The sequence below is a fragment of the Hymenobacter qilianensis genome, assembly GCF_014489555.1.
GTDB lineage: Bacteria > Bacteroidota > Bacteroidia > Cytophagales > Hymenobacteraceae > Hymenobacter > Hymenobacter qilianensis.
This window is the reverse complement of record NZ_CP060784.1, coordinates 2,039,355-2,061,270: the sequence shown is the minus strand read 5'-3', so window position 1 is coordinate 2,061,270 and position 21,916 is coordinate 2,039,355. Positions and strand designations below refer to the sequence as shown.

Below are 21,916 nucleotides of genomic sequence, written 5' to 3'. Positions count from 1 at the left end.
AAGACGCAAGCTTATCATGGAAAAATAATTATTCAAGACTGCTAATTATAACTTATTTAAGCATCAAATCTTTCAAAACAGCCTAAAAACAGCGATTTGGTCTTCAACAACTTTTTTTACGTTGGCCGAAAACAAAGATTATGATTCATTTAATTGTTGATAAAGTTATATACTAATTAATATTATAAATATACCATTCCAGAATTTCAGCTAGTAAATGACGTTCAAAGGATCAGAGGATGTTGTTGATCTGCTCCTTAATTTTTTCAAGCTCTTCCTTCATGCTGACCACCAGATGCTGCACTGTTGAGTCATTGGCCTTGGAGCCGATCGTGTTTATTTCCCGACCCATTTCCTGGGCAATAAATGCCAGCTTCTTACCGCTGAGTTCGGGCAAGTAAACTGTTTCGGTGAAGTAATGCAGGTGGCTGATGAGACGCACTTTCTCTTCAGCGATATCCAGCTTCTCTATATAATGGAGTATCTCCTGCTCAAAGCGGATGGCATTAAACTGCTCATGCTTAGTCAACTCGCCAAGATGAGCTTGCAAGCGCAGGCGCACGTTTTCGATGCGGGTAGGATCGTGCCGGTCTATGTCGGCTAGCAGGATGCGGATACGGTCGACGTAACTGACGATTTCGATAGTCAGTGCCTGCCCTTCATTGTGGCGAAAATGATTTAGATGCTCCAGTGCCTCATGCACTAAGGGCAACAATTCTTCCCAGGCAACTTCCTCCTCTGGCTCAGCCTGCATCTCACTAGCCGACAGTATTACGCCGGGGAAACGTAGAGCTGCCAGCAGCGTCTCTTCACCAGGGTTAATGCCTACTTCATGAGCCACGGTTTTCAGCTCTTCAAATGCCGCCATCAAGGCTGGCCGACTTACATTAGATGTGGTGCGGGCAGCAGTAGGACGCGTAAAATCGAAGTTCAGATTCACTTTGCCTCGCACCAGACTTTTGGTTACCAGATTTCGGATTTCTAATTCCCGATCCTGCAGAAAGCGAGGTAGGCGCAGGCTCAGATCCAGAGTTTTGGAGTTGAGCGATTTGATTTCAACAGTGGCTGAGTAACGGTCAGTTTCGCGGTGCGCGATACCGTAACCGGTCATGGATTGAAGCATAAAAAGCGAGTCAGGAAAAGAAGTGAACCTCTACAAATGTAAAGAACTCACTATTGATGCCTAACTGACCAGCAGCGTCCAGCTTACACAGCTAATTCCTTGTTTTTCTGAGTTATACTTTAAAAAGAAAAGCACTTATTAGGTTGACACACTACCGATCATAAATAATAATGAGTGGTAAAAACGGCTTTCCGAATGAAATAGGAGTGGTGGCTAGGTGGTTAACGATTACATAACACCCAGGAAATATTGAGCTAATAGCCCCCCGGTACTTTTGTACTCGATATGGGAAACATCTGCTCAAAAAAGGCTTTTCTAGCCCTGTTTCTAACCGTTTTTACCCTTACTGTAGGGTTGGCCCAAAACGGTATTCTAAAAGGTACTATTAAGGACGCTACTACCCAGGAAGGGGTTATTGGCGGAACAGTCCGGCTGGCGGGCACCACGCTGGCCGAGCAAACCAATGTAGATGGCAGCTTCATTCTCTCCAATGTTCCGGCTGGTACTTACACAGTCATTATCACGTCCGTTTCCTACAAAAACCGCGAAATACCGCAGGTGGTAGTAAAAGCGGGCGAAACGGCAACGGTAAACTCGACCTTGGAAGAGGATACCAAGCAGCTCGGTGAAGTAGTTGTGCGAGGCGTGCGGCGCACCAATACGGAGGTATCCGTTATTTCTGAAATCCGGGAAGCCACGCAGGTAGTGAGCGGCATATCATCGGAGCAAATCGTAAAAACGCAGGATCGGGACGCCGCCGAAGTGGTGCGCCGCATTCCGGGTGTCACCATCATTGATAACCGCTTTATCCAGGTGCGAGGCTTGAGTGAGCGCTATAACTCAGTTTGGCTGAATGATGTAACCGCGCCTAGCTCCGAGACGGACAAGAAATCATTCTCTTTCGATATCGTACCTAGTGCGCTGCTCGATAGAGTGCTCGTGTTTAAAGACCCTTCACCCGAATTGCCCGGTGATTTTGCCGGCGGCTTGGTGAAAGTGTACCTGCGCAAGCCAGTGCTGAACGAGCGCTTGCTGACGGTAAACTACTCCGGCGGCTACCGCAATGGCACTACCGGCAATACCTTTTATACCGACAAAGGCAGCAACACCGACTGGCTGGGCTTTGGCGCCTGGCAGCGGGAGCTGCCGGGGGGCTTTCCGGTGCTGGGTTCGGCTTATCAGCAGTACGAGCGCGACTTCTATGCGAAGCAGCTGGACAATACCTTCCCTATCTTCAAAACCCAGGCGATGCCTGATGTGCGCTTCAACGCCTCGTATCTGGATCAGATTAACATAGGTGGTTTGGAAATCGGTAGCATTTCCTCGCTGAACTACACCAATACCTTCACCAACTACAGCATCGACCGCAATGTGTACGATGCCAGTGGAGAGCGCACGGACCGTTTGCGCGATGATCAGTCGACCAACAACGTGCGCTTGGGAGCCGTCCAAAACTTTAGCTTAATGCTTGATAATGGCGACAAGCTGGAGTTTCGCAACCTCTTCAACCAGTTTGGCCGCAACCAGCTTACCACCCGCGACGGCTACGATAATGAGGGTACGCAGGTGCGCAAAAGCTACGCGATGGGCTACCAGGGCCGCACTACCTACACGGGCCAGCTGGCAGGCACGCATAGCTTCAACGACGAAAAAACCAGCCTCGAATGGGTGGGCGGCTACGGGTACTCCAGCCGCAACGAGCCCGATCTGCGCCGGGTAGCATACTCCGTGCAGCCGGCAGGGAATGCAGAAGGAAGAGAGCCGGTCGAAACGGTGCTGACGCCGGCCGCTGGTCAGGTAGACGTGAACAATGCCGGCCGCCTGTTCCAGAAGCTGAACGAGGACATTTACACCGTTAACGTTAACGGCAAGCACAAGCTCACGGTGGGTGAGCGGGAAGTAGAGCTGGGCGCGGGCACCTACATCGAGTATCGCGACCGAAACTTTGAGGCGCGGGCTTTCGGCTACTCGCTCAACAGCACGGCCACCGATCAGACCATCCGCAACCAGAACATCGGGAACATATTTGCCCCCCAGAACATCGCCTCAGGCGGTTTCAGGGTTGATGAAGACATCAACTCCACCTATCAGTATGGTGCAAGCAATGAGCTGGAGGCGGGCTACTTATCGGTGAATGTGCCGGTGACGCCTAAGATCAAGCTGCTGACCGGAGCGAGGTTTGAGCGCAACGTGCAGAAAATAGAAACCGGCCTGAACGGGCAGCCGGTAAACCAGAACTACACGACCAACTTCCTGTTGCCTTCGGCTAATCTGAGCTATAATTTTTCGGAAACCAGCCTGGTGCGCACGTCTTACGGCCGGAGTCTAAACCGGCCGGAGTTCCGCGAGTCGGCGCCGTTCTTCTACTACGATTTCGACTTCAACGTCCTCAACTACGGGTCGCTGTATCTGAGCCCCGAAAGCCCGCTGAAGGTTGCCACCATCGACAACGTGGACTTGCGCTATGAGTTTTATCCTTCCGAGGGCGAGCTGATTCACGTGGGGGCCTTTTATAAGAACTTCCGCAACCCGATTGAGAACATTGTAGTCGCCACGTCCAACCTGGCTTACTCTTTTGCCAATGCGCCGAGTGCTTATGCCTACGGCCTGGAGCTGGACATCAAGAAGAACCTGAACTTCCTGGACGAGGCCTTCAACACGCAAGCTTTCGCCAATCTGACGGCCGTGTTCAACGCGTCGCTGATTAAAAGCGAGGTGAAGCTGGGCTCGGATGTGGTGGCCTGGGACCGCAACCGCGCGCTGCAAGGTCAGTCGCCTTACGTGGTGAATACGGGCCTGTACTACCAGACGCCCGATAATACCTGGCAGATGGCCGCTCTCTACAACGTATTTGGCCCCCGCATCCTGTTTGCCGGCAGCGACCAATACCCCGACGTAGTGGAGATGCCGCGCCACACCGTGGACCTGACGCTCACCAAGTCGATTTCCAAAAACTGGTCGCTGAATGCCGGTATTCAGGACGTGTTCAACCAGCGCGTGAACCTGCTCCAGGACTTCAACCGCGACAAGAAGTACGAGGTAGACACCGATCCTTCGCTGAGCAGCTACCGTCGTGGCGCTTACTACACCGTGGGCATGCGCTTCACCCTCGATGGTAAAGCGCCCCGCACTCCCCTCCCCTAGCTTCCAATTGCTTTATCTAACTCCCATTAGTCAACACTTCACCTTTTGTATGAGTAAGAAAAAGCTACTTCGCATCACCCCGCTAGCCTGCTCGGCAGCACTGATGCTGACTCTGGCAGCCTGCGAGAAGGAAAACACGACGCCAGCCCCAAATCCGCCCCCCACGGGTGGCACTACGCCCCCCGTCACTACCCCACCCACTGGCCAGTCGGTGGATGTGCAGGGCGAAATCACTACCAACACCACCTGGACGGCGGCGAATAAATATCTACTCAAAGGGTTTGTGTATGTACGCAGCGGCGCCACACTCACCATTGAACCCGGCACCATCATCAAAGGTGACAAGGATACCAAAGGTGCTCTAATTATTGAGCCGGGGGCCAAAATTGAAGCGAAAGGAACAGTTGCGAAGCCGATTGTATTCACCTCAAACCAGCCCAAAGGCGCACGTAATTATGGCGACTGGGGAGGAGTTATTATTGCCGGCAATGCGCCTGTGAACCCCACAGACCGCCCAGTTATTGAGGGCGGACCAACGACCAGGTATGGTACCGTCAATGTTACCGATCCTAACTCTCCGCTGAAGGCCGACAACTCCGGTACGCTCCAGTATGTGCGCATTGAGTTTAGTGGCATCGCTTTCTCGCCCAACAATGAAGTAAACGGCCTTACGCTGGCCGGCGTGGGCAGCGGCACTACTATCGACCATATTCAGGTCAGCTATAATGGCGACGACTCATTTGAATGGTACGGTGGGGCTGTGAATGCTAAATATTTGGTATCGCACCGGGCTTTCGATGACGATTTTGACACCGACTTTGGTTTCACGGGCAAAGTGCAGTTTGGGGTCTCCCTGCGCGATCCGCTCCAAGCCGACCAGTCAGGCTCCAAGGCATTTGAATCCGATAACGACGGCAACTCATCCAATAACCTGCCGCGCACAGCACCGGTTTTCTCCAACATTACGGCCATTGGGCCTTTGCTGAACCCTTCGCCCCAGGCCAATATCAGCAACCAATACACGGCTGGCGCTCATTTACGTCGCAATACTTCTACCAGCATTCTCAACTCGGTTATCGTCGGTTACCCAACCGGAGTGCTGATCGATAATGGCGTAACGGCGGCTCGTATTGCGGCCAATGAGCTGGTATTCAAGAATAACATTGTGGCTGGCTCGCTGACCAACTCCAACTCCGTGCGGGGGCAGCGCGACATTATTTACGTAGGTCCATCGGGTGGGCCAAGCAACCTGACGCCCAACAATACCATGAGCTCCGACTCGGCGGCCTGGGGCTCGGCTGTTGGCCCGCTTACGTGGTTGAAAGCCAGCGGTAACCGTCGCTACACCACCGCCGACAACGTGCAACTGTTGAATCCTTTCAACCTGACGGCGCCCAGCTTCCTGCCCCGCACGGCATCCCCGATCGTGACGGTGAGCCCCGCCACGGCTCCGGCCGCGCCCGCCAACTTCACGGATGCCAAGGTTTCAGATCCCTTTTTCACCAAAGTAGATTACATCGGCGCATTCTCCGGCTCCGGCAACTCGGCTGATAACTGGATGGCCGGCTGGACTAACTTCGACCCCCAAAACACTGATTACTAAGCTTATCATCTATCTTTATCTGATATACTATTCATGAAAAAGAGGCTCCGCAAGGGGCTTCTTTTTTTATGGGTTAGCAGGCCGATAAATAGTGCTTAGCTTAGCCAGTATGAAGCCGCGCGTACTTATGCTGCCCAAGTGGTACCCCAACCGCTACGATGACCAGGATGGTGACTTCGTGGCGCGCCACGTGGCAGCTATTGCGCCCCACGCAGACGTGGCGGTCGTATTCGCGACGGTAGCCGGCGGCCCATTAGCCGCCCTTACCGAGTGCGAAGAATCTATGGATGGCCCGGTACCTGTTCTGCGCTACTATTATCGGGCGCGGCCCAGCGGGTTGCCAATGCTCGATAAGCTGCTGAAGCTGCTGCTCTACTATTGGTGCGTGGGGCAAGGCTACAAGCAGGCAACCCAGCGCTGGGGGGCAAATCCTGACCTGATGCATGTGCATGTGCTGCTGCGCACGGGACTTGCTGCGCTGTGGTGGCGCTGGCGCCACGGAGTTCCTTATATTATTACCGAACACTGGACGCTGTATCTGCCATTTCGGGCTCATACTATTGGCTGGCTTCGGCGGCAGCTCACGCGCGTGGTTGTGCGCTGCGCGGCGGCGCGGCATACCGTATCGAAGGCGCTGCAAAGAGCTATGCAGGACCTGGGATTCAGAAATGACATAAGCGTAGTTATTGCCAACGTGGTCGATACGGACCTTTTTTGCCCCCCAGACGCTTTGCGCGCTCCCCAGACGCTTTTGCACGTAGCCGCTTTTCACGAAGACGTTAAAAACCTGACCGGCATCCTGCGGGTGGTGGCTGGCTTACGTCCGGCGTGGCCCGATCTGCGTCTGCGCCTGGCTGGTTACGGCCCCGATGAGGTTCGCATACGGCACGCGGCCCAGGAGCTAGGCTTGCTCTCCGATCGTACGGTCACTTTCCTGGGCAAACTTTCGCACGCCGCCGTAGCCGCCGAAATGCAACGCGCCACGGCGCTGGTTTCCTTTAGCCGGGCCGAAACCTTTGGCTGCGTACTGCTGGAGGCCCGGGCCTGTGCTTGCCCCGTGGTGGCCACGCATACGGGCGGGGTGCCGGAGCTATTTGAGCCAGTGGGCCACTTTGGTCTCCTCGTAGCCCCCGATAACGAAGCCGAGCTGGCGGCGGCCCTTTCGGCGGTCCTAAGTGGCAGCGCAACTTTTGAGCCCGATCAGCTCCGCCGTGATGCCGGGCTTCGCTGTAGTCCGGCGCGGGTGGGCAGCCAGTTTGCAGCTCTTTACGCCAGCATACTGCGGTCCGCTGGGGGGCAAATTCCGGCACAAATCAGCCCTCATTCAGCGCTTGTCTCATGCTGAAGCGGGTTTTTCAAAATATGGTCACGCGGCTGGCTACGGCCGGAGGCAGCTTCGGCATTGTGTGGCTCACGGCACGCTACTTAGGTGCGGCAGGCCGCGGCGCCATCAGCCTTTTCGTGACGGATTGTGCCTTGCTTTTGCTGTTTATCGGGCTGGTGGGCGGCGTTTCGCTTATCTATCTGGCGCCACGCCGCAACGTCTGGAACCTGCTGATACCGGCTTATATATGGGCAGGATTAGTGTGTACGGCGGGCGCGGCGGGTATTTGGGTGTGGCGGGCAGTGCCCTTCAGCTACGCGGGACATCTGTGGGGCATATGTCTGCTGCAAGCCTTTTTTCTGATAAACGCCGGGCTATTGCTGGGGCGGCGGCAGGAGCGCACCTATAATTCGCTGCTGCTTTTAGCTACTGGCTTGCAAGGTGGCTTGCTCCTGCTGGCTTTTACGCTGGGGCGCTGGCACGCAGTGGAGGTGTATTACTACGCCGCTTACATCGCCCAAGGCATTCCTTTTCTGTTGAGCCTGACGCTTCTCTACCGCCTGGCCGACCGTTGGCAGATGAGCCGTCGGCTACGCGCTTCGGCCCGCGAGCTGGCCCGTCACAGCCGCGCTGCTCATTTGTCTAACATATTGTCCTTCATCAACTTCCGCCTCAGCTATTACTTTGTAGCCTACTATGCCGATACCCATTCCGTCGGCGTATTGTCGGTGGGCGTAGCCCTGACGGAGGCCGTTTGGGTGATTGCGCGCAGCGCTTCGCAAAGCCAATACGTCGACCTGATTTATGCCACTGATAAACGCTCCCAACTGGCTCCTACCCTGCGCGGCATTCGCCTCACACTGCTCAGCACCACGGTTATTGTGCTGGCGCTATGCCTGCTGCCGGCTAGCGTGCTGGCCGCCGTATTCGGGGCTGACTTTGGGGAAGCGCGGCCCGTTATCCTGCTGCTGGCTCCGGGAGTAGTAGCCATGGCGGTCAGCATTATTCTCAACTCTTACTTTGCCGGATTAGGACGCTATCAGGTCAATACGGCGGCAGCCATGGGGGGGCTTTTTGTCACGGTTCCGGGGTGCTGGCTACTGATATCTCAGTGGGGAATTGAGGGAGCAGCCACGGCAGCGACCTTGTCCTACCTCTTCTCGACCGCGTATCTACTGCGTACTTTCCGAAATGCCAACGGTTTACCTCTAAGCGAGTTATTGCCCGGAAAAGCTGAGCTGCACTACCTTATTCAGCTGCTGCGCCTTCAGAGAAGCAAAGTTGAGCCCACAAGAGAAGTAGCCGTTAAATAGGTCTTTCGTCAGCTCATTAAGCGCCATCAGGCTTTCTTCACCGAGTTAGTGCGGCTGAATATGTACCGAAAACGCGGGCACTGGATCCGCCAGATGATCGGGGGCAGAAGCAAGCAGCGGTTCGGGCAGGTACATGGCGCAAAGCGTATTCGCTACTTGCACTAATTGCCCCCTAGCGGCGGCGGGCAACCCAGCCAGGATGCCAGCCAGTACCTCCCAGCGCGGCTGCCCCGGTTGGCGCGCCGCATCGTGCCACACGACTATCGTGTGGGGATGGACTAAGTGCTCAAACACGCGGCGCGTATCCGTGCGTACTGCTTCGTAATGATGGTCGCCGTCGATAAAAATCAAATCAAATGTCTGGCCTATCCCCACTAAGTCAAAGCTGGCGGAGTTGCCGTAGAGGTGCTGCACATTGGCTAAGTCTTTCGAGAAAAACCCGTGTAGCTCGGCGTAGCGCGCAGGCAAACCCATAGCCCGCATTTCGGCTGCTGATAGGTTGAGCGTATGAACTGACTTGGCCACCTGCGCCACATTTGCAGCGCTTTCGCCCCGCCACGTCCCTATTTCGAAGTAGCGACAATCCGCCATAGAACGCGCCAGACCACGCAGCAAGGCCAGGTCGGTGGGCAGCGAGCCACCCTCGCGAAAGGCAAACGGCTGCACCGTATCGCCGCTGGGGGGCAAAAATGACGTGAGAGCTACCGCCGGCAACCCGTGCGCCGTCAGGCAGTGGCGGCCAGCAGCACTGGCCAATGCCTGGCGCTGCCATGCTGCTTCGTCAGCAGCCACCACGTGATTGAGCAACCACGGATTTCGCACAAGGCTACCCAGCGCCCGCAGGGTTTTGGTAAGGCGAGACACAGTGTGGCAGGGCAGGTTTTAGGCGTGAAACTAGCTGATCGGCACTTTTTTCAGAATGGCCTCAATCAAATCCTGCGTGCGGATGCCATCGGCCTCGGCTTCGTAGTTGAGCAGAATGCGGTGGTTGAGCACGTCGGTGGCTACTTCTTTGATGTCTTCGGGCAATACATAGTCGCGGCTGTCGAAGAAGGCCACGGCTTTGGCGGCGCGGTGCAGGGCAATGCTGGCCCGAGGGCTTACCCCAAACTGCACGTACTGTGCAAACTCGGCCAAATCGTACTCGGCGGGCTTACGTGTGGCAAATACTAGTTCCACAATGTACTTCTCCAGGGTTTCCGAAATCTGAACCTGATTGATCAGGCCACGCACGCCAAACACGTCTTCCTTGGTAAGCACCGGGCTGACATCGCCCACGTAACTGAGGTTGGCCATGCGTCGCATCACTTCCAATTCATCGGCTTTCTTCAGGTAATCGACATACACTTTCATCATAAAGCGGTCGACCTGGGCTTCGGGCAATGGATACGTACCTTCCTGCTCTACTGGGTTTTGGGTAGCCAATACCAGAAAAGGCAAATCAAGCGGGTAAGTGGTTTCGCCGATGGTGACCTGTCTTTCCTGCATGGCTTCGAGCAGGGCGCTCTGTACTTTGGCCGGTGAGCGGTTCACTTCGTCGGCCAGTACGAGGTTGGCGAAAATGGGTCCTTTCTTTACTTGAAACTCCGACTGATTCTGATTGTAAATCATGGTGCCTACCAGGTCGGAAGGCAGCAAGTCGGGCGTGAACTGCACGCGCTGAAAGTGCAGGTGCAACACTTTAGAAAGTGTACTGATAGTCAGTGTCTTGGCTAGCCCCGGCACGCCTTCCAGCAATATATGCCCCCCAGTAAACAGCCCAATCAACAGCCGATTGACCATGTACTGCTGGCCCACCACCACTTTGCCTACTTCGGCAAATACCTGCTTGATTTTGTCCTGGTAATAAGCGAGCTGATCGGCGGCGTAGGCGGGGAATCGGGAGCGGCCATAGGGGAGGGCGAGGAGGAAAGGCTTAAAAGTAGTGATTACGCGGCTTAGCAGCCGGCGCATTTTGCAGCCGGGAGCAGATTAAAACTCCGGTTTTGCCGCCTTAGTCTGTTTATGACCATATTTTCTCTCAAGCTCCTTGCCTATTTGGCGCTGCGCAACTGTTGTTGGGGGCTGAAATATACCCGGAACGTGGTGCCCTCGCCCACGGTGCTTTCCACTTCCACGTGGCCGCCAGCCTGCTGAATAATCCGGTTGACGAGGTGCAACCCCATGCCGGATCCCGCTACGTGGTCGTGGAAGCGGCGGAACATTTGAAACAGCTCCGCGCCGTGGCGGGCCATATCAATCCCCAATCCGTTGTCGGTAACGGTGAGAACGGGTACGCCGTCGACCAAATCGGTGCGCACCCGGATATAGGGCGGCCGGCCGGGCATGGCGTACTTCAGCGCATTGCTGAGCAGATTATAGAGCACGCTTTGCAGGTTGCTGCGCACAAACCACAGCGTGGGCACGGCAGTGGTATCCAGCTCAAATTTGCCCCCCACTTCCTCTACCTGCTCCTGCATACTACGAATAACCGACTGCGCGAGCGACTTAACATCTACTGGCTCGGCGGGAACCTGCTCGTGGCGGCGCTGCACCTGCACCAAGTCGGCCAGGTCCTGAATGGTGCCATAAATGCGTTGCAGGGCTTCCTCAAACATGGCGATCAACTCGGCCGTGTCGGGGTCATTGAAATGCGTGGTGCGGGTCAGCTCCTCAAAAATGCCTGCCATATTGTAAATGGGCTGCCGGAGGTCGTGCGAAGCGGTATACACGAAGTTGTCCAGGTCCTGATTGATACGAATCAGCTGGGCATTTTGCATTTGTAGGTGCTGTTGGGCGTGTTTTACATCGTCGATATCCGTGCACGAGCCAAACCACTTTATTACCTCGCCCGCCGTGTTGCGCAGAGGCTCGGCCCGCCCCAAAAACCAGCGGTAGCCTCCCAGGCGCGACACAAATCGGTACTCAATCTCATATTTGCCCCCGTGCGGGCCGCTTCCTCCCAAGCTGCCTGGGAGCGTTGCTGGTCGTCCGGATGAATAAGTTTCAGCCACGCTACCGCGCCCAGGCTTTCGCTTGGATGAAAGCCTGTGGCATCCCACAATTGCTGATTGAAGTAGTCTACTTCTCCGTCGGCCGCCGCCGTCCATACAATCTGGGGAATACTCTCGGCCAGGAAGCGGAACTGCTCGTCGCGGCCTCGCAGCTCGGCTTGCAGCGCCGTGGTTTGTTGGCGGGCGCGTACCTGCTCCGTTACATCGATGCCAAAACCCAGAATGCCTTGGGTCTGACCTTGCGCATCATACAGCGGTTGGTACACAAAATCCAGGTAGTACTCCCGGCTGCTGCCAGTTTCAGGATCGAGAAGTTGAATGGGGGTTTCGCGACCTACGTAGGGCTTTTTAGAAGTATATACTTCATCCAGCAGCGACACGAAACCTTGCTCTACCAGCTCCGGCAGCAAGTCGGCTATTCGCCAGCCTAGTTTTATGCGCCCACCCATGAGGGAATTATAGCCAGGGTTGACAAAGGCATAGCGGTGTTCGGGGCCCGTTACGGTGGCAATGTAAGCCGGCACCTCACTTAGAATCTGCTGTAGCTGCTGGTCCTTTAGTACCAACTGTTCCTGCAGGTCGCGGAGTTCGTGAATGTCCGTACTCGAGCCAAACCAGCGCCGTGGCTGCCCCGTGGTCACATCCAGATCGGGCACGCCTTGGCCCAGATGCCAGCGGTATTGTCCATCATGCCGAAGCAAGCGAAACTCGCAGCGCCAGGGTCGTAGGCTATTGGTAGCGTCGAGGACCTGTTTTTGCAGCGCCTCCAGGTCGTTAGGGTGAACTGTATCAGTCCAGGTATCCTGAAAACCTGAGTCAGAAGCCTTGCCTGTATACTGGTACCATTGCGGGCTTATGTAGCTCAGTCGGCCGTCGGTTTCAGTCACGAAAGTGACGAGCGGCAAGCTCTCGGCCATCATCCGCAGTTCCCGGTCGCGCCGACCCATTTTGGCTTGCAGCACCTGGGTTTGCCGGCGCGCTTTTACTTGCTCGGTTACGTCGTAGGCAAAAATGGCCACGCCCACCGTAAGGCCATTTTCCTGTAAAGCCTGATACGTGAAGTTGAAATACAAGTATTTGGAGCCGTCAGCAGATGTGCTATTTATCCGAAGCGGCAGTTCATTGCCAAAGAAGGTTTCGCCCGTGCGGTACACCCGATCAAGCAATTCCACAAAACCCTGCTCCACTGTTTCGGGCAGCGCCTCCGACATCGGTTGGCCCAGCAGTTCCCGATCGAGAAACAGTGCTTGATACCGAGGATTCAAGTAGTCGAAGCGGTGCTCAGGGCCGCGCAGAATAGCTATGCTGGCCGGGGTTTGCTGAAAAAGCCGGTAAAATGTTTCGCGCTGTTGAGCTAGCTGTAAAGAGCCCGCCTGCACTTCCTCCATCAGGGCCTGGGTGCGCTGGCGAGCGAGTACTTGCTCCGTTACTTCCACGATAAAGGCCAAAACTCCCTGAATTTGCCCCCAGCATCACGTAGAGCTTGGTAAGTAATATCAATGTAAATGGGATGTCGCGTTCCACTCACCGGGTCTACCAGTTCAAGGTAGGTTTGGAGATTAGCGACTGACTCACCCGTTTGGTAAACGCTATCGAGTTTGTCGATAATGCCTTGTTCTACCAGTTCCGGCAGGCATTCAGCCACCGGCTTTCCCACCTGGGCCCGGTAGCCCACCAATAGGTCATACCCCGGATTGGTGAAAGCATAGCGATGGTCAGGGCCTTCCAGCGTGGCAATCAGGGCTGGGCTTTGGCGCAGAATCTGGCGCAGCTGTTCGTCTTTTGCCGCTAGCTGTTGCTGAAAGCGCTTTTGCTCATCAATGTCGGTATTGGTTCCTACCCAACGCAGAATGCTGCCATTAGCAGCCCGAATTGCTTCGCCGCGGGCCAGAAACCAGCGGTAGCTGCCTTGCTGATCGCGCCAGCGGTGCTCGGTTTCAAACACTGTTCCTTGGCTTATAGCCGTCTGCCAGCGCTGTACAGTGGTCGCCAGGTCGTCGGGGTGAACAAACCCTTCCCAGCCCCATTCCTGCATCTCCTCAAAATTGCTCCCCGTAAAGTCGTACCAGCGTTTGTTGTAATACGTGACGCCCCCGTCAGGTCGCGCTACCCACGCCATTTGAGGCAGGGCTTCCATTACTTGCTGAAACTGCTGGTCCTGCAGGCGTACTTCTTCTAGCAGTTCAGCGGCGCGTTGCTTGGCCCGAACCCGCTCGGTTACATCTATTCCAAACACCAGCACTCCCTGCGTTTGCCCTTGCTCATCGGTCAGGGGTCGCAGCACGCCATCAAAATACAGCGTTTCGCCGGGGGAGTTGATTGCCGTGTCAGGCTGCTTGGTAGGCATTTCGCTCAGCTCAAACGGTACTCCCGTCTGATAAACCTGGTCTACCAGACGGATATAGCCCGTATCTACCAGCGAAGGGCGAGCTATGGCAGCGGGCACACCAAGCGCTGCCGCTTCGCCCAACAATTGCTGGGCTTGCTCATTGATAAAGCCATATACATGATCAGGGCCTAACAGAGTCGCTATCTGGGCTGGCACCTGCCGTAAGATCTGCTGGAGCTGTTGGTCGGCCGCTATTAGCTGCTGACGAGGCTGGCCCGCCGGAGCTTCATTCGTGTCGGCAGCTTTCCACTGTACCGTTTGACCCGTAGCAACGCGCGCAGCAGGCACTGGCACAGCCTCCACACTATACAAAACATAACGAATTTTGCCCCCCGCCCCCAGCACCGGCCATGCTCGGCTGTGCCAATTTCTCTTTATACTCGTCGAGTCGCCAGTATCTACGGCTACTGGATTCGAAGCTAGGGTCTGCTCATGCGCCGTAGAATGCTCCAGTACGTGGCGTAGTGACGCATACAGGCTTCGCCGTGCCCCGCCTTCCTCGGGCAAAGCTTCTTTTAATGGTTTGCCCAGCAACTGCTCCTTTGCTCTTCCAGTTGCTACTTCCAGTCCAGCCGAAACCGCTACAATAACCAACTCGGGGCTACAAGCCAGATAGCTACCTGGCAACGTTTCAAATAAGGCTTGATAATCAACTGAATCTAGGGTCATACAAGCAGAGCAACAGCCTTTAGGCACAAGTAGGTCCTCCGGCAATAATCATACAAAGTAAGGTACGCTGCCCGGCGCAATTGAACGCACTGATTTTGGCATTAAGCAAAAAAAGCCCCCTGCACAGTTGGCAGAAGGCTTTTAAAGTACCAGAGACGGGAATCGAACCCGTACTTCCAAAGGAAACAGCATTTTAAGTGCTGCGTGTCTACCTATTCCACCACTCCGGCTCTTGCTTGGTTCTTACCCCGGTAGGTTGGGGTTTGAGCGTGGCAATTTGGGCACAATAACTGTAAATTCTCAATTCTATGATCATTATTTACGCCATTCACGTGATGTAGTTCCAATGGGATGGGTTGTTCTAGCCACTGACTTAACATACATTGCTCACATTGATGAAGCTTAAGACCTGTACTTAGCAGACGGTATTTCAAGCGGTTACTCGACGTGTACTTAGAATTTTGGATGAGCACATTCTCCCACGAAAAGCTTTTTGAAAAAGATTGATACCGTTCTCCCACATTCCAACCTTTACCCGTAAAGTGGCTTGTGTCAAGGGTCAATTTGGTGATACGCGTTTGCACCGTCTTATAATTACCCCCCGCTGGCACTAGCCCTAATCGCACAATTATCTGTGCAATCGATAAGCTCTGAGCTACAGCTTTGCTAAACTCCTCGTCCGATATTTTTCTTCTCATGCAAAACTATCTGCACAAAGATAGCAACATCCTCATAAAGGTAGACACTTATTTAACGATCTAAATTAATGTCTGCCTTTTCATCAATAAGCGTATTGAACAAGCTAAAAAAGAAAAAGGACGCTGCTGAATAGCAACGTCCTTTTTTCATCTGGAGCGGGAGACGAGGTTCGAACTCGCGACCTCGACCTTGGCAAGGTCGCGCTCTACCAACTGAGCTACTCTCGCTTGAGATACGCCGCCGAAGCAGCGAATGGTGCGACAAAAGTACAATGTATTTCGCTTTTGTCAAGAGGTGAAGCCACATTTTTCTTGATTTATCTCGCAAAAAGTTGCTTCGCCCTCATTCTCAGGCACTTTTTTTACTACCTGGTTCTGCTCTTTGGCTTGCGCAACTTTAAATGGCTTTCCTTATTTGCCCCCCAGCGCCAGCTTCAACTCGTTCAGCTTTAGCAGCGCTTCGATGGGCGTGAGTGTATTCACATCAAGCTGTTGAATAAGGTCGCGCACGCGCTCCAACGCCGGGTCGGCGGGCTCGAACATACTTAGTTGCAGGCTCGGACGCGGGGCTGTAGCTACGGCCGCCACCGGCTGGGCCCGCGGACCGCGCTGGGGGGCTTTTTCGGGCGCTTGGCCATTTAAGGGCAGTACTTTGCCACCTTGCTCATCGGGTTCCAGGCCTGCCAGCAACTCATCAAACTCGGTGGGCGCGTCGGTCTCGGCGTCGCCGGCATGAGCCCGCTCCTGCTCCAGGTGATGCATGATTTCGTTGGCCCGCAGCACCACCGAAGTGGGCATACCCGCCATTCGCGCCACATGAATACCGAAGCTATGCTCTGAACCGCCGGCCACCAGCTTGCGCATAAACAGAATGCGCCCGTCGGCTTCCTTCACGGCCACGTTGTAGTTGCGCACGCGAGGGCAATCATCGGCCAGCTGGTTTAGCTCGTGGTAGTGGGTGGCAAATAGCGTTTTGGCCCGCGCTTTTAGGCTGTTGTGCAAATGCTCCACAATGGCCCAGGCAATGCTGATACCGTCATAGGTGCTGGTGCCGCGCCCAATTTCGTCCATCAGCACGAGGCTGCGGTCGGAGAGGTTATTCAGGATGCTGGCCGTTTCAGTCATCTCTACCATGAAGGTGCTTTCGCCCTTACTCAGGTTATCGGAGGCACCTACACGGGTAAAAATCTTGTCAATAACGCCGATGGTAGCAGCATCGGCGGGTACAAAAGAGCCGATTTGGGCCAGCAGCACAATAAGAGCCGTCTGGCGAAGTAGCGCCGATTTGCCCGCCATGTTAGGACCCGTGATGACCACAATCTGCTGGTCGTCCTGGTCTAGGCAGATGTCGTTTGGAATGTAAGCTTCGCCGGGCGGCAATTGTCGCTCAATAACGGGGTGGCGGCCCTGACGAATATCGAGCAGACTGCCGTCATTCACCGTCGGCTTTACATAGTTGTACTGACGAGCCGTGGCTGCAAACGAGGCCAGACAGTCGAGCACGCCAATCGCACGGGCGTTCTGCTGAATCTGCGGCACATAGTCGGCGGCGGCTTGCACCAGTTCGTTGTAGATGTTCTGCTCAATTACGAACAGGCGGTCCTCGGCGTGCAGAATCTTCTCCTCGTAGGTCTTTAGCTCCTCCGTAATGTAGCGCTCAGCATTTACCAGTGTCTGCTTACGAATCCAGGTGGTTGGCACCTTATTCTTGTGGGCATTAGACACTTCCAGATAATAGCCAAACACCTTGTTGTAAGCTACTTTCAGGGAAGAAATACCCGTATTCTGCTGCTCGCGCTGCTGCAATTGCAGCAAATAATCCTTGCCCGAAAAGGCGATGCTGCGCAGCTCGTCCAGCTCCTTGTCAATGCCATCGTTGAGCACGCCTCCCTGGTTGGTCAGCACGGGCGCATCGGGGCGGATTTTGGTAGTGATGTCGGTGCAGAGAGTTTCGCAAGGGTTGAGCTGATCGGCCAGCTTCTGCAAGGCGCGGATGCCAGAGCCCGCCAGCACTGTCCGAATGGGGCCAATAGCCTCCAGCGCCCGACTCAATTGCAGCAGCTCCCGCGGGTTAATACGGCGCACGGCAACCTTCGAAATCAGGCGTTCCAGGTCATTTATCTGGCGCAGGTGCTGGGTTATTTCCCCCAATAGATCAGTATTTGCCAACAAAGCTTCCACCGTATCAAGGCGGCGCTGAATCTGAGCGGCTTCCTTTAGCGGCAGCACTACCCATTTGCGCAGCAGACGAGCGCCCATCGGCGTCACCGTTTGGTCCAGAATCTCAATCAGCGGCACGCCCCCTATGTGCTGAGGCTGCACCAGTTCCAGGTTGCGCACGGTGAAGCGGTCCAGCCACACGTATTTATCCTCTTCCAGACGCCCAATGCCGGCAATATGGCCCACGTTGGTGTGCTTGGTTTCGGCCAGATAGTGCAGAATGCAGCCCGCCGCCGTGATACCCTCGCGCAAGCCATCAATGCCGTAACCTTTAAGCGAAGTGGTTTTGAAGTGGCGCGTGAGCGTATCGTGGGCGTAATCAAATCCAAATACCCACTCATCGAGGGCGTAGTGGCAGAAGTCGGGGCCAAAGTGCTGCTCAAACTCCTGGCGGCTTTTTTTGCAGAAAAGCACCTCGGCAGGGCCAAAGTTCTGGAGCAGCTTGCCTAGATACGGTACGTCGCCCTGGGCCACCAGAAACTCGCCGGTGCTGATGTCGAGAAAGGAAATACCAGCCTCCTGCTTGCCAAAATGAACCGCGCAGAGGTAGTTGTTGGACTTACGCTCCAGCACATTATCGTTGAACGAGACGCCCGGCGTAACCAATTCCGTTACGCCGCGCTTCACCAGGCCCTTGGCTTGCTTGGGGTCTTCGAGCTGGTCGCAGATGGCTACGCGCTGCCCGGCGCGCACCAGCTTGGGCAAATACGTATCGAGGGAGTGGTGCGGAAAGCCCGCCAACGCCACTTCTGAAGAGGTGCCAGCGCCGCGCTTGGTGAGCACAATGTCCACGATGCGGCTTGTGGTGACAGCATCTTCGCCGAAGGTTTCGTAAAAATCGCCCACCCGAAACAGGAGCAGCGCACCGGGGTACTGCTGCTTCAGCTGATAGTACTGACGCATGAGGGGCGTCGTTTCGAGGGTAGGCGCCACGGCGGCGTAAGCTTCGGAGCGCGGCCCTGGGCCTTTTTTAACTTTTGTTTTCAACTGTTTCTGTGCTTTTGGGCCACTCTTGGCCAGCGCGCCGGAACGCGTTCCTACCTTTGCGTTATGCGCAAACTTTCGATGGAAGAGCTGAACCGACTGACGGTAGCAGACTTCAAAAATACGCAAAAAATCCCCCTTACCCTCGTGCTCGATAACGTGCGCAGCCTGCATAATGTGGGCGCCGCCTTCCGCACCGCCGATGCATTTGCGGTAGAGAAAATCTGGCTCTGCGGCATCACGGGGCGCCCGCCCCACCGCGAAATCACCAAGACGGCCCTGGGCAGCACGGAGTCGGTAGCCTGGGAATTTGCCCCCAGACCACCGATGTAGTGCGCCAGCTGCAAGCCGAGGGCTACGTGGTGATTGCGGTGGAGCAGACGGATAGCAGCCAGTCGCTCAGTGCTTTCCAGCCTGATCCAACGAAGCCTTATGCGCTGGTAATGGGCAATGAGGTGTTTGGCGTGGAAGACGAAGTATTAGCCCTGTGCGACGCGGCCGTAGAAATTCCGCAGTTCGGGACCAAGCACTCGCTGAACGTGTCGGTAGCGGCGGGCGTGGTGCTCTGGGATTTTATGCGGAAGATGGGTTTTGGCAATTAGTCATACCACCTATAGGTCCTCCTTATATGAATATGGAAAAATTTGATCCGAACGAACAAATCAGAACGTCATGCAGAGCAACGCGAAGCATCTCGCGTGCTGACACTGGATTACTAATCCTGCAAAACACGCGAGATGCTTCGCGTTGCTCTGCATGACGTTCTGATTTAATATTTAGTGTGGAAAGGATTGATTCCGTTCGTTAATCCCCAATCACAAAAAAGCGGCAGCCCCGATGTGGAGCTGCCGCTTTTTCAGTTGGCAAATAGTTATTTCGTAATCAGCACTTTGCGCACGGCGGCGTCGCCTTCTACGCCTACACTTACCATATACATGCCAGCCGAAAGCGCACTCAGGTCGAGGGCTTGCTTGAGTTCAGTTTGCGCGCCGGCCAGTAACTGACGCAACACTACCTGCCCCAGCGTATTGCGCACGATGATCTGCAAACCGGCGGTGGGCTTCGCAAAGCGTGCCTGCACCGTGAATCTGCCTTCACTTGGGTTAGGGTACACATTCAGGCCGCCGGTCTTTTTCAACTCGGAAGCCAGGCTAGTGACGGTGTTATCCTGAATACGCAGGTTGTCGATGGCCCAGCCCCAGCCGTGCGCCGCCGGATCGGCGAAAAGGCGGAAGCGCAGACGTACCACATCGCCGGCGAGGAAGTAGCCGTTGTCGCGCAGGTTCATGGCACGCGGCAAAAAGAGCGCCTGCGTACCTACAGCCGTGGAGTTTTGCTCTTCATTGATGGCGCTATTGTACGCGGCCAGCCACTCCTCTTTATCGCGGGAGTCGTAGCCATCAGCCACCGGATTCCAGGTCTGCCCGCCATCCGTGCTGCCTTCTACTATTACATAGTCGAAGAAATCGGCGCTGGGGAAGGGAGCACCATCTGAGCCTGGCTCTACCAGAACCACTTCATCGAAGGTAAGGGTTGACTTCGCCGGATCAGCCTCAACAATAATGGGGGTCAGCAGCTGATATATCAGCGTATTATTGGCATCGGGGTAAGGATGAGCGGAGTGAATAGCCAGATCATTAAAGCCTGCTGGCTGCGCGATGGAGAAGCCATTACCCACGAAATCGGGGGCGTAGCTGCCGTTATGGCGTTAAAATTATTGACGTAGGAAGCCTGGGGGGCTTTTATACTCACCACCGGCACCCGGTATACGTCAGTGGTGGGGTTCACCGTCTGGTTGGCATTGGAAGAAGCATCGCGGGCGATAAGGCGGTAGGCGATTAGGTCGCCCGCCACAATAGGTGCGCCCGCCGTGCTGGCAATGGAGCCCCGATACGTAATATTATCAGACTGGCGCGTCAGGTTGAAGGTGGGCCGCGCAATGCCGTTCACACTGTATTCTACTGCTACAGAGGCTATTCCAATGTTATCACTGGCCTGGGCCGTCAGGACTAAAGGCAGGTTGCTGGCAAAGATGAACGGGGACGGCTGATGAACCAGCACCGGCGGCACAACGTCGGGGCCAACAAAGAACTGGTAGCGCGGCTGCGTGTTCGTTGCTTCCGTGGACAACAGCACGCCAGGAGCCGTGTACGTGCGAGCCGTTTCGACATCGGCGGCCGAAATATAATAGCTCACCCGACGGCCCAGGCCGGGATTAGGAATGGTGGCCGTATACTGCGTAGAGCCGTTGGCGGCCGTCATCGGGAGCACCGTGTCGGTAGCGCCCGGCGCATCGGTGCCATTATCAACGCGGTAGTACAGGCGCACGGAGCCCGGCACGATGGTGCCGTCGCTGACCACATTGGCCCGCACCACAAAGTCCTGGGCGGTTTCGGTATCTCGTAAGGAAGGGTTGTGACGAATAGCGGTATTAAACCAGCCCATTTCGTCGAACATCTTGAGCGTGATTGGGCCAGGGCTCTGAATAGCCTCGGCTCTGCCAAGGACGGGTGTCATCAGGGAATTTGGGTCGCCGGCACGATAAGAAACCTCGTCCAGGTGCGAAATGCTGGAGCCGCCATCAAACTTAGCGGGGCGTACAGACGGGCGCGCTGCCCGTTCGTGACAGCGTTAACCAATGGGCTGCCGAAGTACAGATCATTGCTAGTGAACTGATCGGCGAGGGCCAGGGAAGGACTAGGGAACCGGCTGTTGCCGGCCAGCCGGTTTCCCGGACCATTCTCGATGTATGTAGAGAAAACCCAGGGAAGCCGGAGCTGTTCAGACTTGCTATGGGGCCCGTTACGGGCGGCGGATCGGTGTAGCTGGAAGCTGCCACGAAGCCCAGGCCGTGGCCCAGCTCGTGCAGCACCACCGATACCAGGTCGTATTTGCCGGCGGGCGGAAGCCCATCAAGACCCAGGTACCAGTCGAAGTTGCTGCTGAACTCGGCGCTGATGTCGGCATTTGTGCCATTGAGCTCCTGGCCGGCAATTTTCTCGGCTAAAGCTACCGGATACCAGATGTTGCTCTTGGGCGCGCCCGGCAGGTTCCGATAAATCTGGGTAGCGCCGGCGGCACCCAGCACACCTTCATCCAGGGCTTCCCAACGAGCTTCTACCCGAATAACAACCGGCGAAAAGAGCAAGGACTGCCAGATATCGACTGCCTTCTGGAAGGCCGCGCGGGCATCGGCGGGGAAGCCAATGTAGGTAACCTCAATGCGGGCCCGGTCGGCGGTGGGGCGGCCGGCAGTGCGGTTCAGAAACTGAGCCGGAGGCGCCACATAGGTGTGCATGTCCTCGTTCCGGGCGTAGCAGATCACGGGCTTCGCGGGCCGCGATTCCAGCACCAGTTCGGCCTGTGATACCAGCTGCTGCGCGCGCGCGGTGCCCAATGTTCCGCATGCCAGGAAAGAGAGTAAGAGTAGTTTTTTCACAAATCAACGGACGGCAC

The 21,916-nt window shown here is 55.5% G+C and carries 14 protein-coding genes, 2 tRNA genes and 2 pseudogenes; 5 read left to right on the top strand and 13 right to left on the bottom strand.

The features are described from left to right. Positions 1–232: 232 nt before the first annotated feature. Positions 233–1,111, bottom strand: a complete 879-nt coding sequence (locus tag H9L05_RS09570; protein WP_223284847.1) for a YicC/YloC family endoribonuclease — start codon at positions 1,109–1,111, stop codon at positions 233–235. A gap of 297 nt (positions 1,112–1,408) precedes the next feature. On the opposite strand from H9L05_RS09570, the gene H9L05_RS09565 reads away from it, so the two are divergent. The 4 genes from H9L05_RS09565 to H9L05_RS09550 all read left to right on the top strand — a co-directional run bounded on the left by H9L05_RS09565 (position 1,409) and on the right by H9L05_RS09550 (position 8,507). After that, positions 1,409–4,267 carry a TonB-dependent receptor gene (locus H9L05_RS09565; protein ID WP_187733964.1) on the top strand — a complete coding sequence of 953 codons (2,859 nt, stop codon included), beginning with the start codon at positions 1,409–1,411 and terminating at the stop codon, positions 4,265–4,267. A gap of 49 nt (positions 4,268–4,316) precedes the next feature. Next, on the top strand, positions 4,317–5,870 hold the full coding sequence (locus H9L05_RS09560) for a hypothetical protein (protein WP_223284846.1): 1,554 nt from the start codon (positions 4,317–4,319) through the stop codon (positions 5,868–5,870). Positions 5,871–5,979: 109 nt separating this feature from the next. Beyond that, positions 5,980–7,215 carry a glycosyltransferase gene (locus H9L05_RS09555; RefSeq protein ID WP_187733963.1) on the top strand — a complete coding sequence of 412 codons (1,236 nt, stop codon included), beginning with the start codon at positions 5,980–5,982 and terminating at the stop codon, positions 7,213–7,215. After that, the gene (locus tag H9L05_RS09550) at positions 7,209–8,507 is read left to right on the top strand and encodes a lipopolysaccharide biosynthesis protein (protein WP_187733962.1); all 1,299 of its coding nucleotides are present in this window, start codon (positions 7,209–7,211) and stop codon (positions 8,505–8,507) included. The genes H9L05_RS09555 and H9L05_RS09550 overlap by 7 nt, the downstream gene beginning before the upstream one ends. A gap of 45 nt (positions 8,508–8,552) precedes the next feature. Here the strand turns inward: H9L05_RS09550 and H9L05_RS09545 are convergent, their stop codons facing one another. The 9 genes and pseudogenes from H9L05_RS09545 to mutS form a co-directional block, all read right to left on the bottom strand. Beyond that, a complete protein-coding gene (locus H9L05_RS09545) occupies positions 8,553–9,371 on the bottom strand; it encodes a class I SAM-dependent methyltransferase (RefSeq protein WP_187733961.1) in 819 nt (272 codons plus the stop codon). A gap of 30 nt (positions 9,372–9,401) precedes the next feature. Next, positions 9,402–10,460, bottom strand: a complete 1,059-nt coding sequence (locus H9L05_RS09540; RefSeq protein ID WP_187733960.1) for an AAA family ATPase — start codon at positions 10,458–10,460, stop codon at positions 9,402–9,404. Between the two features lie 80 nt (positions 10,461–10,540). Next, positions 10,541–11,401: an ATP-binding protein gene (locus tag H9L05_RS26845; protein ID WP_187733959.1), complete on the bottom strand. Its 861-nt coding sequence runs from the start codon at positions 11,399–11,401 to the stop codon at positions 10,541–10,543. Then, positions 11,375–12,888 (bottom strand): annotated as a pseudogene (locus H9L05_RS09530) (PAS domain-containing protein); the annotation flags it as partial. The pseudogene H9L05_RS09530 and the gene H9L05_RS26845, both read right to left, overlap by 27 nt. A 38-nt stretch (positions 12,889–12,926) precedes the next feature. Further along, positions 12,927–14,558, bottom strand: a complete 1,632-nt coding sequence (locus tag H9L05_RS09525) for a PAS domain-containing protein (RefSeq protein ID WP_187733957.1) — start codon at positions 14,556–14,558, stop codon at positions 12,927–12,929. Positions 14,559–14,705: 147 nt separating this feature from the next. Next, positions 14,706–14,788, bottom strand: a tRNA-Leu gene (locus H9L05_RS09520). Then, entirely contained in the window at positions 14,771–14,938 is a 168-nt protein-coding gene (locus H9L05_RS26840; protein ID WP_223284930.1) for an HNH endonuclease, read from the bottom strand. The genes H9L05_RS09520 and H9L05_RS26840 overlap by 18 nt, the downstream gene beginning before the upstream one ends. A gap of 470 nt (positions 14,939–15,408) precedes the next feature. Further along, positions 15,409–15,484 (bottom strand) — tRNA-Gly (locus tag H9L05_RS09510). 183 nt (positions 15,485–15,667) lie between these two features. After that, positions 15,668–18,379: a DNA mismatch repair protein MutS gene (mutS, locus tag H9L05_RS09505; RefSeq protein ID WP_187734231.1), complete on the bottom strand. Its 2,712-nt coding sequence runs from the start codon at positions 18,377–18,379 to the stop codon at positions 15,668–15,670. A gap of 147 nt (positions 18,380–18,526) precedes the next feature. On the opposite strand from mutS, the pseudogene H9L05_RS09500 reads away from it, so the two are divergent. After that, positions 18,527–19,062: pseudogene (locus H9L05_RS09500) on the top strand (RNA methyltransferase). Between the two features lie 269 nt (positions 19,063–19,331). Here the strand turns inward: H9L05_RS09500 and H9L05_RS09495 are convergent. The 3 genes from H9L05_RS09495 to H9L05_RS09485 form a co-directional block, all read right to left on the bottom strand. After that, positions 19,332–20,138: a T9SS type A sorting domain-containing protein gene (locus H9L05_RS09495; protein WP_187733955.1), complete on the bottom strand. Its 807-nt coding sequence runs from the start codon at positions 20,136–20,138 to the stop codon at positions 19,332–19,334. After that, positions 20,045–20,977, bottom strand: coding sequence for a hypothetical protein (locus H9L05_RS09490; protein WP_187733954.1), 933 nt, complete (start codon positions 20,975–20,977; stop codon positions 20,045–20,047). The genes H9L05_RS09495 and H9L05_RS09490 overlap by 94 nt, the downstream gene beginning before the upstream one ends. A gap of 70 nt (positions 20,978–21,047) precedes the next feature. Then, positions 21,048–21,899, bottom strand: coding sequence for a hypothetical protein (locus tag H9L05_RS09485; protein ID WP_187733953.1), 852 nt, complete (start codon positions 21,897–21,899; stop codon positions 21,048–21,050). Positions 21,900–21,916 lie beyond the last annotated feature (17 nt).